Below are 15162 nucleotides of genomic sequence, written 5' to 3'. Positions count from 1 at the left end.
CAGGAAATCGTGCCTGTAGCGGATCAATTGGCTCATTCACGCAGATGTTGTCTGAAAGCCCGAGCTTACACCATTATCTTATCAATCTGACGAAAGGAGGACGGACCACCAGAAATGCAAAATTTAGATGAGCGGTAAAGACCGACTGTTTGAAGCGATGGGAAGAGCCCAAAGATGACAGTCGGTCTTATTTTTTATGCTTTTTAATCCATTTCTGGCTCATCCGCTCTAAGGCACAATCATCCATTTTCATGTGAAAAACCACTGATTGAATTAGTTGCTCTGTTAAGCTCTATTCATGAAAACTAAGCATAACGTCATTTCTCCATGCGTCGATACAAACGCCGTATGGCATTCATGTTGCCATTTTAAGCGAGAAACTGTTTATGTCTTTCATACAAAACCTCCTGTGTCATGACTTCATGGCTGATAAGCCATCCCCAGTTTGACACAGGAGGTTATCTCTGCTTTTTACTAAATTTTTATCCACTACTCATTTAATGAATGATTTTATTTATGCCCATAGGTACGGTACCATTGCAAAAACTCGGGACGCTACCTTAAATTTTCAGACCGCTTCTTAATCGATCATTTCTTGCTCATTCTTCACGTCTTTTCAATAATAATTATGACCTGGCAAGTTCAAAGGTTCGTTTGATAATCCATTCACACGCTGCATCATCAAGCGGCTTGGGCGAAAACAATGCCATAATATCTTTTTGAGCCACTGGCATTAACCTTTGGATCGCTTCGTTCTCGTCAGTAATATATGCTGTAATATCGTTGACACCAACCGAGCGATACATTTTTCGGATTTTTTCACCGGTTAATTTTGCAATCATTTCCGCTGATCCCGTTTCATCGAAATCGACTAAAAGCAATTTTGCGATCGCGCGTATCTGATCAGGGCAGGTTTCTGTCACATATTCCAACGTCGCCGGCGTGAAAATAGCACAGCATTCTCCATGCGGCACATGATAAAGTGCTCCCAATGCGTGGGCAAAGGCATGACTGGCGGAACATTTGGCGTTGCCAATGCCGTATCCGCCCAAGTTTGACGCCAACAGCATTCCTTCTCTCGCTGCGATATCCTGCCCATTTTCTACTGCTTTCTGGTAGTTGACCCGCATCAATCGGATGGCTTCGTATGAAACACTTTGCGTAATTGCGCAAGTCTGATTGGACGTAATCGCGTCGATCGCGTGTGCTAATACATCAAAAGCGCAGGCCGCCGTAACTTTTGGCGGCAGTCCCGTCGTCAATTCCGGATCTATCAATGACAACGCCGGTGTCGTTCCCGCGCCGATCACTACACGCTTGATGCCATTTTGTGTATCCGTAACCACTGCCCCTTTGGACGCTTCGCTGCCACTTCCGGCTGTCGTCGGAATCGCAATCATCGGGATGACACTTTTTTGCGGATGTTCAACATCATAAAAATTTTCTAATGCTTCGTCATTGTCTAAAAGCAGTTTGACGCATTTTGCGGCATCCATACAACTTCCACCGCCGATCGCGACAATCCCATCAACTTTTTCATGTCGACCGATTTCCGCCATTTCTTTAATGAGCACGTCGCTTGGATCCGATTCAACTTTATTGCAGGTAATTACAGCAATCTCTGACGTTTCGACGGCTTTTATAATCGGAATGGGAATGCCCAATGCCTCAATGCCTTTACCATAAATGACAAAAGCTCTCTTGCAATTGAAATTGGCCAGTTTTTCTCCTGCCTCAGCCGCACAGCCGCGGCCGAAAAACTGCGGAAAGCCCATCATAAAACTATTCACGCCCATTGATATTTCCTTTCCCTATTCAAACATTGTCTGTAAAATTTCTTTTTTCGAAATCGTGCCAAAATATGCGGGTATATCCAGTAGTTCAAATCTTGCTTCACAAGCCTGCCGTTTGTATGGGATTCCGATCAATTGTGCGCTAACTTCAGACACTGGTTTTGTCGAAAGGAAATCGCCATAAAAATGAAGATCCTTTAAAAAGCCGTTTTCAACATTCAACCGCACATCCAAGATACCGCCATCCCAATATTTTTTCTGTTGAAATTCAAACTTGGGCGACTTCCCAAAGTTCCATTCCCACCGATCGTATTTTTCTTTTTTTAAGCGCGCAATGCCCGCCAGTTCTTCTACCGTCGGTTCGGATCTTGTAAAACCATTGCCGCCCAAGAATTTTTTTAAATGGTCCCAAAATGCCTGCAATGTCATTTCCTGATCTAAAAAGTCACTGATATTCCCGATCCTGCTTCTAACAGAGTTGGAACGCTTTCCTCGAAATTTATTCGGATCCGTGCAGAGTGCCTTTTCTGCTACTCTTTTATCTGTCCGAAACAACAAAGTTCCATGGTGCAGTATCCGATTGCCTTGAACTCTTTGTGCCGTCCCGGAAACTTTATGACCGCTGATGACAATATCATTTCTGCCCGTCGCCTCCGCATGAATACCAAGCGCTTCAAGCGCATTGATAATTGGCTCTGTAAATTGCGCAAATGTCATTCTTTCCAAATGATTCTGCGTCGTGATAAAAGAATAATTGAGGTTTCCCAGGTCATGATATACAGCCCCGCCGCCGGTTGTTCTTCTCACTACATGAATGTGATGTTTTTCCACATATGAACGGTTGATTTCGGTTGCTGTAATCTGATTTTGACCAACCACAATGGTATTGTCATTTTGCCAAAGGATTAAAACATTCTCTGCCTTACGATGGCAGAGCATGTATTCTTCATAAGCCAAATTATATCGAGGGTCCACAGAGTCGGTCTCTAAATAAGTCGCAAAATCAAGCATGATTGTCCCCCAATGTCATGGTCTTTGATGCCAAAAATTCATTGAGCACCCCAATTTCCATGTCTTCTGGGACCCGTGTCCGTGCATAATCTACTGCAGAAAGATACCCGTATTGATCTTCGCACTTACGCGGAAGGTGATAAAGAATTATTTTGGATTGCCTCAGCGTTTCAAACAAAACCGCTTTTCCTTTTTGAGCTGTCAGCCATGGAAAATCCAAAATGGCGAGATCAATTTGACCTTGCTGAGCCACCGCTTCCACTTTAGAAGACCCGATTTCGGCATCGCCCGCGATCAGAATTGAAGCCTGCTCTTCCAAGTTTTCGTCGGAGGCGGTTAAAACACAACCAAAATGGGGTGTCGCTTTATCTTTTCCACCTTCGTGAGCCAATGCTATAAAATTAAAACGCAAACTGCCTGATTGGTACACAAAATCATGATTTAATTCGATGTATAGATGCGTCCCTCTGGCATTTTTGATCGTGCTCGGTCCTATCACCGTGCAGCTAGGATCATGTGCCAAAAACTTTTTGGTCATCACTTCAGAATAATGATCCGCATGGCCATGCGTAAAAAAGAGATAGTCCGGATCCGAAAAATCCGAAGATTCGATCAATTGTGCAAACATTTCCGGCGTGACAACGGAAATCCCGTCATCTGCTCTTTCAGAAAACGCATCCACCAAAATCTTTTTACCGCCAAATTGAATGGCTATTCCTGCATTCGCGCTTAATGTCACTTTGCAATGCATCATTCACCTTCTTTTCGTTTATTTGATTGGCGGCATATTCAAGGTGCGCCCTTGAACCGATAAAGCGGCTTCTCTAACGGCTTCTGAAATCGTTGGATGCGAATGAATCGTTTCAGTCAATTCATCAACCTTCATCCCCATGCGAATGGCCACTGCGCCTTCGGCAATCAAATCCGTTGCCCGCGGACCGATCATATGTATGCCTATAATTTTCTCCGTTTTTGTGTCCGCAATGATTTTAATAAAACCTTCGCCGCCGTTTACAATCAGAGCTTTGCCGTTGGCTATCATCGGAAAGGTTCCAACTTTATAACTTCCTGCCTTCAATTGACCCTCACGCAGTCCCACAGCGGCTGCTTCCGGCTCCATATAAACGCACGTCGGATTCGTCGATTCATCATAAATCGTATTGAGTCCCATGATATTTTCCGCGGCGATCTCGCCCATCCGCGATGCCGCATGCGCAAGCTGAGCATGCCCTTTAACACAATCGCCAATCGCGTAGATGCTTTTGATATTGGTCTGCATATGATCATTCACGATAATTTTCCCAGCTTCATTTGCAACACCACCGAGATTAAGATTTAATGCCGCCGTATTGGCTTTTCTGCCGACAGCCACCAATACTTTTTCGGCTTCAAACGCAACGTGCTCCCCCGCTGGGTTTGACAAAGCACACGGGCGCCATTGTCCATATCTTCCACCAATCGCACCGGTGAAGCCATTTGAAATGTGATGCCCATGCGTTTCATGTGCCTCAATCCAACCGCCGTAATATCTTCATCCAACATCGGCAGAACGTGATCAAGGGCTTCAACCACGGTGATTTTCGTTCCAAAGGCGGCATAGGCACAGGCAATCTCAAGGCCGATCACACCGGCCCCAATCACGATCATGGTTTTCGGCAGCTGCTCTAAAGCCAAAACACCCGTTGAATCCATACAATGTGACGATGCTTTTATTCCTGGGATTGGCGGCACCGCATTAACCGACCCCGTGGCCAAAACGATGGCATCTGCATTGATGGCTTGTCTTTGGCCATCGGCCGTCTGCACCTGCATTTTCCCCGGCGCGACAAAATGTGCCTTGCCCGCAATCACCCGAATGTGATTGGCGCGCATCAAGCCGCTGACCCCATTCACCAATTGCCTGGCAATGGCATTCTTGTGGGCCATGGTTTTCGAGAAATTAAGCTGTACACCACTGATATCAATGCCAATTTGCGCACTTTGATGCCGGATGTCCTCCAATAATTTTGCCGTATGCAAAAGACATTTGGTCGGAATACAGCCAACATTGAGACAAGTTCCGCCTAATCGATCTTTTTCAATAAGTGTTACCTGTGCCCCAAGCTGTGCTGCCCGTATCGCCGCAATGTATCCGCCCGGGCCGCCCCCGACAATTGTTATTTTTTTGCTCATACGACTCTCCCCGTGATTTCCCCGTAATTTAATCATTTATCTTTTTGCCGCCATTTTTCAGCGCAACAAGGTTTTCTCTGCTGCCTTTTTAATTTCTTCTCTGAAATCCGGATGTGCAATCGCGATTAAATTATCCATTCTTTGCCGGACATTTCTTCCCCGCATCGGTGCGATGCCGAATTCCGTCACAATATAATCGACATTATTGCGAGACAGCGTGACGATCGCTCCCGGTGTCTGCACGGCGTTAATGGTCGAACACTTTCCTTTTTGCGCCGTCGCATGCAGCGCGATAATCGATCTCCCACCTTTAGAAGCTGATGCCTCCTGAGCCGTGTCAACCGCGCCGCCGGTGCCGCTATACTGCACGCTCCCGATGCTTTCCGAACAAACCTGCCCTGTCAGATCCACCTCGATGGCCGTGTTGATTGAGACCATATTGTCGTTTTGAGCAATCACGCCAGGATGATTCACATAATTACCGGACATAATCCAAACCGACGGATTTTGATTCATCATTGAATACAATTTCTGGCTTCCCATGGCAAAGGTCGCAATGGATTTTCCCCGATGCAGTGTTTTTCGGCCGTTCGTCACAACACCGGCCTCTGTCAATCGATAGATTGCATCGGACATTAATTCCGTGTGAACCCCGAGATCTTTTTTATCCAGCAGGCTATTTGCCACCGCATCAGGCATTTTACCGATGCCTAATTGAATCGTATCCCCATCCTTTACTAACGAGGCTACATGCTCTCCAATTTTTTCATCAATGGGCGAAAGCCGACTCTGCTCCGGCAAAACCGGAACCGGCTCTTTCGAGGCAACAACATAATCGATATCACTGATATGAATTTCCGTCTCGCCATTCACCTGTGGCAAATTTGGATTCACTTCACAAATAACCAAATCTGCTTTTCGAGCAAATGCCTGCTCATGAATATTGCTTAACGAAAACCTGCAATATCCGTTTTCATCCATTGAAGATACGGCTCCGATAAAAACATTCGGCCTGTTAATTTCCGCCCATCGCCATGTGCCATCGTGAAGATGCCCCGGCACATAATTCACCAATCCTTTTTGATGGCCGACGCGGTCTCCCACCATTTGAAACAAGCAGTCAATATCAATCCTGTCCCGATATTTTTCGTCTGACAAATACGGATATGCCTGGAGATTCATATTGCTGTAAATTTTAAATTTTTTCCCTGTATCGGCAACCTCATGCAAATGCTTTAGAAGCAGAAACGGTGCTTGTGCACAAAGGGAAGTGATGATTCTGCTTCCGTCGCGAATGTGCGAAAGCGCTTCTTCCACACTCACTTCCTTTTTTTGGTACATTCTCTGATAATCCACTTTTTTAGCCCTTTCTCACCCGATATTATCGCTGAGGATCAATCATCACCTTGATATCGCTGGTCTTTCCTAAAATCATTTCTTTTACCTTGGACTGAACATCTTCCATCGCGATGACATTTGTAATATGTGGCATAAAATCATTCGGAAATGCGGTAATCGCGCAAATTGCTTCGGTAAAATCCTTTGGCCGAAAAGCTCTTTGATTCCTGTTTTCGCGATGCCACTTTTGGCGTTTTAATCATGGACAGCAAACAAACGATTGTAAAATCCAATCACTGCGCTCACCGATACTGCCGTGATCTTTACCGCACCCTTTTTCGCAATGTCAATGCAGTACTTTCCGAATCAGAAAAAGCCGATCTGTTTATCGAAAATTATGTCATTAATCAATTCCGGAAACAGCTTTTGAGCAATAATGATCATATTATTGTCCCTGCAAACAATCAACTCTATGAATTCTGGACCAGTCCTTTTGTATCAAGGGATGAAAACTTCGATAAAGTTATTTTGAACTACACGCTATTCATTTTCCGTTCTTCCCATGTAACCAGCGAAGATCGCCTGGATTATTCAAACATCAAACAGAAATTAACTGATCGAGAATGGGAAATCGCCGTGCTCATTTCACAGGGATTAACAAACACGGCCATTGCTGAGAAAACCTTTATCAGTCTCAACACGGTTAAAACCCACATTCAACACATTTATGAAAAGCTCAATGTCCCCAACCGCGTCTCGCTCATGCGCCTATTGTCCGAAGAAAGCAAAGTGCAGTTCTAAAAATCCCATGAAATAGAACAATGATGCCGGCATTGTGCCGGTATCATTGTTTTAGATAGCTTTATTGCATCATTTCTCCGACGGTCTTGATGACACTTTCCATGCTTGGAATCATGAATAATTCTGCTTTTGCATATGGAATGGGGGAATCCACTGCGCCAAGTCTTCTCACCGGGCTTTTCAGCGATTTGAAACAACTTTCCGAAATATTAGATGCAATTTCTGCGGTCCAATTCCCTTCTCGACAACCTTCTGACACCAGCAGCAATCTTCCCGTTTTCTTCACAGAAGTTTCTACGGCTTTATAATCAAATGGTTTAATGGTCCGGGGGTCAATCAATTCCACACTGATGCTTTCCTTTTCAATTTCCGGTAAAGTCTTAAGGATTGACATCAACATCAGCTGGTTGGCAACAATGGTGATATCGCTCCCTTCTTTAACCGTCTTAGCCTGCCCAATTTGGACGATTTGATCGTCGCCAGTCATCACTTCTCCGGGAACTCTGTAAAGTGCTTTGTGTTCCCAGAACAAAACCGGATTATTATCTCTAATCGATGCTTTCAATAATCCATAAGCATCCTGAGGTGTCGATGGCGTCACCATTTTTAGACCTGGGACATTCATAAACCAACTGTCAACCGTTTGACTATGATGCGCACCGATGCCGCCGCCTGCCCCTTGCGGGCCACGGAAGACAATGGGACAAGTGACTTTTCCATGCGACATGTATCGCATTTTGGATGCTTGATTGACAATCGCATCATAAATGAGGGTTGAAAAATCTGCGAACATAATTTCAAAAACCGGCCGCTTTCCGTATAAAGCCGCGCCAACGCTCATATTGGCAGTACCGGCTTCAGCCAATGGGGTATTGATTACTCTATCCGGCCACGTTTGATAAAGACCTGTTGTCACACCAAAGGTACTGCCCATTTCTCTTAAATCTTCGCCGATTATAAATACATTCTCATCACGCTCCATTTCTTCTCTGAGAGCTGTATTCAACGCCTGAATCATTGTCATTTCAGCCATTTTATTCATCCCCTTTCATTATTTTCATGATTAATCTGCGAAGACCAATTCCGGCCCGATCACATCTTCTGGTGTCGGAAGATCGGCTTTAACGGCCTGAGCAAAAGCCGCATCAACAATGGCCTGTTGTTCGGCGTCAATTTGATTTAATTCTTTTTCCGTCGCGATGCCGAGGTTCATTATATATTCCCGGCAACGCTTCACCGGTTCGTGTTTCATCGCTTCTTCCGTTTCTTTCGGATTACGATAAACCGTCGGATCGCCTTCGAAATGCCCCCGCAAACGATAAGTCTTTAACGAAATAACATTCGGCTCGCCTCTTCGCGCTTTTTCAAGCCCGATACGGATGAGTTCTCTCGCTTCAAAAATATCATTGCCATCGCCAAATACAACCGGAAGACCGAAGCCATAAGCCCTTTCTCCCGGGTCTTTCAATCGGCTTACGTCATGTTTTCTGGTTGAAATGGTGATGTCGTTGTTTTCAATGATCATGCAAACTTTTAAATTTCTCGACGCAATCACATTCATGACTTCGTTCACGGCGCCTTCTTCCAAGGTCCCGTCACCAATACCCAAAATCAAACAACCGTCTGTATCATCAAATTCTGTCATCGCCAGACCAAAACCAGCGCCAATGGCTTGATTTTCACCCATCAGCCCGTTGGACGGGCAAATGTGATTTTCTGGCGAAAAAATATGCACATAACTTGCAACACCCTCGCAAAGCGAACTTTTTCGGCCAATCATTTCTGTTGTAAAATCATTAATTCCGCAGGTCAATGCATATAGTGGGTGACATCTGGGATGCGGACTGAGCCAATCCCCCGCTTCCTTTTCCAAATAAATGGCCATCTGAATTGCTTCCTGCCCAACCGCCAAGTGATAAAACCCTGGCAATTTGCCCGTTGCCAACAATTCCGGCACTTTCATTTCATACTGTCTGGCAAACGTCAGCTTTTCGTAAGAATCCAAGTAATACTCTTTTGAATATTTCATGAAATAACCTCTCTTTTCATTCCCATTCAATAATTTCATCGGCTTTTTCGGCCATATGAGAAAATGCCTTCATAAATTTCGATCCCGGTGCGCCATTAATGGTTCCATGATCAAAGGTGACCGATAAATAAGCTTTTGGCCGAATACCGATCGTTTTATTTTCGAGTACGACTGGTTCATCTTTAATACGGCCAACCACAACGATTGCAGATTGGGGAATATTTAAGATCGCGTCTGAATTGTCCACATCAAACATGCCAATACTGCTCAACGTAAACGTGCCGCCTTGCATCATGTCCATGGTCAATTGATTGCTTTTTATTTTGTTTTGGATATCTTTCATCTCTGCTGAAATATCAAACAATGACTTGCTTTCGCAATTTTTGATGACCGGTACAATGAGCATCCCTGCCGGTGTCCCGACAGCCACACCGATATTGATCGACGAATAATAATGAATCTCATTTTCTACACGAGAGCAATTCACTTCCAGATGTTTCTGAATGGCCATTGCGACTAACTTGATGAAAATATCGGTAACGCTGACTTTATATCCTGCTGTTTTCAGCTTTTTACGCAATTTAACAACACCGTCCACATCCACATGAACAAAGCCAGAAACCTGGGGTGAACGTCGAAAGCTTTCCTGGAGCCCTTCAAACGTCGCTTTGCGAATCCCTACAACCTTTTCAATTTTGCTGATGGTTTTGCCATCTTTTGTCGTTTCTCCTACTTCCATTTTTTCACCGTTTTTTATTCTTCAATATAGCCGATGATATCCCCGCAATTCGCTTTTTCTCCAACTTGTGTAATAATCTCAGCAACCGTTCCCGTGTGCATCGCTTCAAGATCATTTGTCAATTTTTCTGTCATAATACTGCAAAGCTTATCCCCCTTTTTAACAGCATCCCCGACCTTCACATACCATTCCACGATTTCACCGTCTTCCATCGTTGCGCCAAACTTCGGCATATTAATTTCATATTTCATTTTTTACCTTCCCTTCTGTCCTCTTTAATCCATGTGCATGCCGCCGCAAACATTAAGGGCCTGACCTGTAATGTTTTTAGCCAAATCAGAAACCAAGAACAAAACACCATTGGCAATATCTTCCGTTTCCTGAGGTCTTGCCAGTGGAATATGATCTTCACAGAACTGATTGAAAAATACATCCTGTTTCGATGCATCTCCAGGAATAATCTGTCTTAAATATTTCATCCAAATTTCCGTTTTAATAATACCCGGACAAATACTATTGTATTGAAGCCCATATTTTGCCCCTAACTGTGCATAACTTTGCGTCAAATTAATAATGGCACTCTTGGTCATGGCATAATGCGGTACCAAAATGCTGCCGCCTCTGCCCGCGACAGATGCAAAATTAACAACCCGTCCCTGGTGCTGATCTTTCATATAGGTCAATGCCAATCTGTCAACATTGTCCGTCCCGTTAACATTGATATCAATCATTTTTTTGACAGCCCGTTGATCAGCTTCATGAAGCATCTGATAGACACAAATACCGGCAGCGTTAACAACCATATCGATGCGGTCAAACTTTTCCTTCGCCAGATCAAACATGGCTTTTACCTGATCGTAATCCGTCACGTCGCAGGTCACTGCGTAAGCTTGGACCCCTAAATCTTTTTCGATTTCTTTGGCCGTTTCCTTGCCACCAAGTGCATCCATGTCGCCAATCACAATATTGGCGCCGCAATCCGCTAACAGACAAGCGGTCTTTTTTCCCAAGCCCGCCGCTGCTCCTGTCACCAAAGCAACGCGGTCTTTTAAATCAATTTGTACCATGGTTTCCTCCCCCCTTTAAATTTGAATTGATTTGACATCATGATCATATCAGGATATTGTAACGTTGACATCCCGCGATAGAGTGACCTCCTCATCTTCATTCGTTCTCATTCTTTTGAAGTATTTCTTTTTGATGTCGTCTCACTGTTCCATCATTAAAAAAGCTACCCGTAATGGATGGCGAAATTCGGATCACTTTTTTAGCCGGGCGCGTATTGGACCGTTTTTAACAATTCCTTTATCCGCGCTTCTGCCATATTTATTCTCCTCTAAACTGCGGTTTTCTTTTTTCGATAAAAGCACTGGCGCCCTCTTTAAAATCCCTTGTCAAACTGACAACTTTCTGTGTCGGTTTTTCTCCTTTTTCCAAGTAGGCTGCCAAATCATGATAATTCATCGTGAGATAGCCAACACCTCTTTTTTCTCCAAAACTGTTTTTATTCTCCCATTGCTCATGTCTTTTCTTCCTTTCTTTTCAAATTATGTTGGTCCCTCAATCTTTCCAGCATGTCGTTGTATTCTCTAAGTAATGCAACAATAAATCACTCCTTATAGTGATCTCGTTTTCAAATATCGATTAATTCCTTTAGATGATTTGACAATCGAACATATTAACATCGTTTCTCTGCCGCTAAAAAACACCCCACTTGTTTTTAAAAACAAATGGGGTGAAGATTACCATATCTCAATAAGAGATCACATCACTATTTTTTCTATCCAATTTTTGTTTATGCCAAGGTCATCATCAATTCGCCGGATTCCACCTTCTGTCCTTCAGAGACATAAATGGCGCTGACAGTGCCGTTCGCCGTCGCGACAATTTCCGTTTCCATCTTCATGGCTTCCACTACCGCAAGCGCCTGGTTTTCCTTCACCGCATCCCCTTCGTTCACGAGCACCTTCAAAACGGTTCCCGGGATGCCGGACCCGATTTCCTTTTTGTTATTCGGATTGGCCTTGAGCATTTTGCTCTTAGTCTGAGACGAAAGCGAGTAACGGTCTTCCACTTTGATCTGCCGGCGGAAGCCGTCAATTTCAAAGGTGACGGTCCGTTCGCCGTCTTCATCGGGATCGCCGATTTTGACCAGAGTGATCATGTGCCGCTTGCCGTCTTCCACCTCGACTTCTGTCATTTCGCCTTCGCGCAAGCCGTAGAAGAATGCGTGGCTTTCCATGCGTTCGAGATCGCCGTATTCTTTGCGGAATTTCAGATAATCCTTATAGACCTTCGGATACAGCGCCGCGGACATCACCTCGCGGTCGGTGAGATCTCTGCCAAACTCATCCTTAAATTCTTTGCAAATCGCGTCAAAATCTTCATCCGGCAGCAGGGCGCCCGGCCGCACCGTAATGGGCTTTTGCCCTTTGAGCACGATTTTTTGCAGCCGTTTATTAAAGCCGCCGGCCGGCTGACCAATCATCCCCCTGAAGAAATCCACCACTGAAGCCGGGAAGGCCAGATCCTTGCCCTTCGTATAAATGTTATCGGCGTCGAGACCGTTTTGTACCATAAAAATCGCCAGATCTCCGTTAACCTTGGAAGACGGAGTCACCTTTACGATATCGCCCAGCAACTGATTGGCCACTTTGTACATTTCTTTGACGTCGCCGAACTTGTGCCCCAGGCCGAAGCTTTCCACCTGACTCTTCAGATTAGAATACTGGCCGCCGGGGATTTCCATTTCGTAAATTTCTGTACTGCCGCTTTTAAGACCGCTTTCGAATTTGCTGTAAGTCGGCCGCATGCCCACCCAATAATCCGAAAGTTTCTGCAAGTCATGATCGTCAAGCTGTGTGTCGTAGGGCGAATGTTTCAGCGCTGCCACCAATGAGTTGAGGCTCGGCTGAGCCGTGAGCCCGCTCATGCCGGAAAGCGCCGCATCCACAATATCCGCGCCGCCCAGCGCTGCCATGAGTTCCGCCGCCACGCCGTTGCCCGCCGTATCGTGGGTATGGAAATGAATCGGCATCTTCACCTCGCTCTTAAGCGTCGAAACGAGCTTTCTGGCCGCCGCCGGTTTGCACAGTGCCGACATGTCCTTAATCGCCAGGATATGCGCGCCGGTCTTTTCGATTTCGTGCGCCATCTTGACATAATAATCCAGATTGTATTTGGTTCTGGTTGTATCAAGAATATCCCCGGTATAACACATGGCCACCTCGGCAATCTTGCCGGTTTTGAGCACCTCTTCGATGGAAACCTTCATCCCTTCCATCCAGTTAAGGGAGTCAAAAATGCGAAACACATCGATGCCGGAAGCCGCCGATTGACGGATGAATTCTCGAATCACATTATCCGGATAATTTTTGTAGCCCACGGCGTTGGCCCCGCGGAGGAGCATCTGAAAACAGATATTCGGAATGGCCTCCCGCAATTCATCCAATCGGCGCCAGGGCGATTCTTTCAAAAAATTATAGGCCACGTCAAAGGTCGCACCGCCCCACATTTCAAGAGAAAACAGATCGCGTTCGAGCCAAGCCGTCTGCTTGGCCACCCGGGTCATATCGTGGGTGCGCACCCGCGTCGCCACCAGCGATTGGTGGGCATCGCGCAGTGTCGTATCGGTGATCAGCAGACGATCCTGCGCTTTGATCCAATTCACCAGGCCGTCGGGTCCTTTTTCGTCCAGGATCTGTTTGGTCCCCCGCAGCGCTCCGATTTCCGCCTCCTCCGGAATGACTGGCAATGCCGGTTCACGCAGCTCCGGTTTTTCGCCAAAAGTTTCGTTCACCACGATGTCGCCGATATAACGCATCGTGTTATAGGCTTGACTGTTCTGTTCATTAATATTGAAGAGTTCCGGATGTTCGTCAATGAACTTCGTATTGCATTTCCCGGCTTTAAAAAGTGGATGCTCCAATACGTTGATCAAAAAATCCTTGTTGGTTTCGACTCCTTCGATGATGGTTTCTTTGAGTGCGCGCAGCGCTTTGCGGCGGGTATCTTCAAAGCTGCGGCCATAGGCCGTGCACTTCACGAGCAGACTATCATAATAGGGCGAGATCACCGAGCCGGTAAACCCGTTGCCGCCGTCAAGGCGCACGCCGGGGCCGCTGGCCGTCCGGTACACGTCAATTTGGCCGGTATCCGGCATAAAGTGCATCTTCGGATTTTCAGTAGTGACTCGACACTGAATGGCGTAGCCGCGGGTGGCGATCGCTTTCTGGGAAGGAATGGCGATTTCCTCAGAATCCAGCGCATAGCCTTCGGCAATCTGGATCTGCGCCTGTACGATATCGATGCCAGTCACCAATTCCGTCACCGTGTGTTCTACCTGGATGCGGGGATTCATTTCGATGAAATAGTGATTGCCATGTTTATCAATTAAAAATTCAATGGTCCCGGCCGAGCAATAATTCACTGATTTGGCGAGTCTGATCGCATCGGCACAGATTTCCTGCCGTTTTTCTTCGGATAAAAACAGCGAGGGCGTGAACTCAATCACCTTCTGGTGACGGCGCTGAATCGAGCAGTCTCTTTCAAACAGATGAACCACATGACCGTATTGGTCGCCTAGCACCTGCACTTCCACGTGCTTGGGCTCTTCCAGATATTTTTCGATGAAAATGGTGCCGTCCCCGAAAGCCTTGGTCGCTTCCGAAACCGCAGAATGATATTCCTTGAGCAGCTGCTTTTCATCGCGAACGATGCGCATACCGCGGCCCCCGCCGCCGGCCGCCGCCTTCAAAATGATCGGATAGCCGGCGACCTTGGCAAATTCGATGGCCTGTTCGTCCGTTTCAATCGGTTTTTCAACGCCGGGGATCGTCGGCACGTCCACTTGTTTCGCCATGATTTTGGACTGAATTTTATCGCCCATCTGTTCCATCATGGCGTGGGTCGGCCCGATAAAAGCAATTCCCGCTTCTTCACATCTTTTGGCAAAAGCCGGATTTTCCGACAAGAAGCCATATCCCGGGTGAATGGCATCCGCTCCTTTTTCAAGCGCAAGCGCAATGATTTTATCAATATCCAAATAAGCCTGCACCGGTCCGCCGGCCGAGGTAATGCGGTATGCTTCGTCCGCTTTGGTCCTGAACAGCGACATCTTATCTTCCTGTGCGTAAATCGCAATGGTCGAAATGCCCAATTCATGGCAGGCGCGGATGATACGAATCGCAATCTCACCGCGATTGGCAATCAATACCTTTTTAAATCTTTTCATGATGCTCCTTTCAGCTCAATATGTCTTGTTGTCTAATTCATTTCCG

Annotated in this window: 13 protein-coding genes; 1 reads left to right on the top strand and 12 read right to left on the bottom strand. The window is 45.9% G+C overall.

The window, feature by feature from the left end; genetic code table 11:
* Positions 1-626: 626 nt before the first annotated feature.
* The 6 genes from HMPREF0721_RS01405 to HMPREF0721_RS01380 are packed head-to-tail and all read right to left on the bottom strand — an operon-like array spanning position 627 to position 6317.
* Positions 627-1775 carry an iron-containing alcohol dehydrogenase gene (locus tag HMPREF0721_RS01405; RefSeq protein WP_242821876.1) on the bottom strand — a complete coding sequence of 383 codons (1149 nt, stop codon included), beginning with the start codon at positions 1773-1775 and terminating at the stop codon, positions 627-629.
* A gap of 36 nt (positions 1776-1811) precedes the next feature.
* Entirely contained in the window at positions 1812-2804 is a 993-nt protein-coding gene (gene lplA / locus HMPREF0721_RS01400; RefSeq protein WP_006597730.1) for a lipoate--protein ligase, read from the bottom strand.
* Positions 2797-3555, bottom strand: a complete 759-nt coding sequence (locus tag HMPREF0721_RS01395) for an MBL fold metallo-hydrolase (protein WP_040639823.1) — start codon at positions 3553-3555, stop codon at positions 2797-2799. Before HMPREF0721_RS01395 ends, lplA begins: the two co-directional genes overlap by 8 nt.
* A gap of 18 nt (positions 3556-3573) precedes the next feature.
* Complete coding sequence (locus tag HMPREF0721_RS12545; RefSeq protein WP_050786938.1) at positions 3574-4176, bottom strand: FAD-dependent oxidoreductase; 603 nt, start codon at positions 4174-4176, stop codon at positions 3574-3576.
* Positions 4140-4976, bottom strand: a complete 837-nt coding sequence (locus tag HMPREF0721_RS12335) for an FAD-dependent oxidoreductase (RefSeq protein WP_050786937.1) — start codon at positions 4974-4976, stop codon at positions 4140-4142. Before HMPREF0721_RS12335 ends, HMPREF0721_RS12545 begins: the two co-directional genes overlap by 37 nt.
* A gap of 57 nt (positions 4977-5033) precedes the next feature.
* On the bottom strand, positions 5034-6317 hold the full coding sequence (locus tag HMPREF0721_RS01380; RefSeq protein WP_006597726.1) for an acetyl-CoA hydrolase/transferase family protein: 1284 nt from the start codon (positions 6315-6317) through the stop codon (positions 5034-5036).
* Positions 6318-6575: 258 nt separating this feature from the next.
* Here HMPREF0721_RS01380 and HMPREF0721_RS01375 point away from each other — a divergent pair, with 258 nt between their 5' ends.
* Positions 6576-7115 carry a response regulator transcription factor gene (locus HMPREF0721_RS01375; RefSeq protein ID WP_083798184.1) on the top strand — a complete coding sequence of 180 codons (540 nt, stop codon included), beginning with the start codon at positions 6576-6578 and terminating at the stop codon, positions 7113-7115.
* 61 nt (positions 7116-7176) lie between these two features.
* On the opposite strand, the gene HMPREF0721_RS01370 is transcribed toward HMPREF0721_RS01375, so the two are convergent.
* The 6 genes from HMPREF0721_RS01370 to HMPREF0721_RS01345 all read right to left on the bottom strand — a co-directional run bounded on the left by HMPREF0721_RS01370 (position 7177) and on the right by HMPREF0721_RS01345 (position 15116).
* Positions 7177-8148 carry an alpha-ketoacid dehydrogenase subunit beta gene (locus HMPREF0721_RS01370; RefSeq protein ID WP_040639821.1) on the bottom strand — a complete coding sequence of 324 codons (972 nt, stop codon included), beginning with the start codon at positions 8146-8148 and terminating at the stop codon, positions 7177-7179.
* Between the two features lie 30 nt (positions 8149-8178).
* The gene (locus tag HMPREF0721_RS01365; RefSeq protein ID WP_040639820.1) at positions 8179-9144 is read right to left on the bottom strand and encodes a thiamine pyrophosphate-dependent dehydrogenase E1 component subunit alpha; all 966 of its coding nucleotides are present in this window, start codon (positions 9142-9144) and stop codon (positions 8179-8181) included.
* Positions 9145-9160: 16 nt separating this feature from the next.
* Complete coding sequence (locus HMPREF0721_RS01360; protein WP_006597722.1) at positions 9161-9883, bottom strand: 2-oxo acid dehydrogenase subunit E2; 723 nt, start codon at positions 9881-9883, stop codon at positions 9161-9163.
* 14 nt (positions 9884-9897) lie between these two features.
* Positions 9898-10134: a biotin/lipoyl-containing protein gene (locus tag HMPREF0721_RS01355; protein WP_006597721.1), complete on the bottom strand. Its 237-nt coding sequence runs from the start codon at positions 10132-10134 to the stop codon at positions 9898-9900.
* 24 nt (positions 10135-10158) lie between these two features.
* Positions 10159-10950: an SDR family NAD(P)-dependent oxidoreductase gene (locus tag HMPREF0721_RS01350; RefSeq protein ID WP_006597720.1), complete on the bottom strand. Its 792-nt coding sequence runs from the start codon at positions 10948-10950 to the stop codon at positions 10159-10161.
* 728 nt (positions 10951-11678) lie between these two features.
* On the bottom strand, positions 11679-15116 hold the full coding sequence (locus HMPREF0721_RS01345; RefSeq protein WP_006597718.1) for a pyruvate carboxylase: 3438 nt from the start codon (positions 15114-15116) through the stop codon (positions 11679-11681).
* Between the last annotated feature and the right edge of the window lie 46 nt (positions 15117-15162).

This window comes from Pseudoramibacter alactolyticus ATCC 23263 (genome assembly GCF_000185505.1).
GTDB classification, from domain to species: domain Bacteria; phylum Bacillota; class Clostridia; order Eubacteriales; family Eubacteriaceae; genus Pseudoramibacter; species Pseudoramibacter alactolyticus.
Note: the sequence above shows the minus strand (reverse complement) of the source record. Positions and strands in the feature narration are given on the sequence as shown.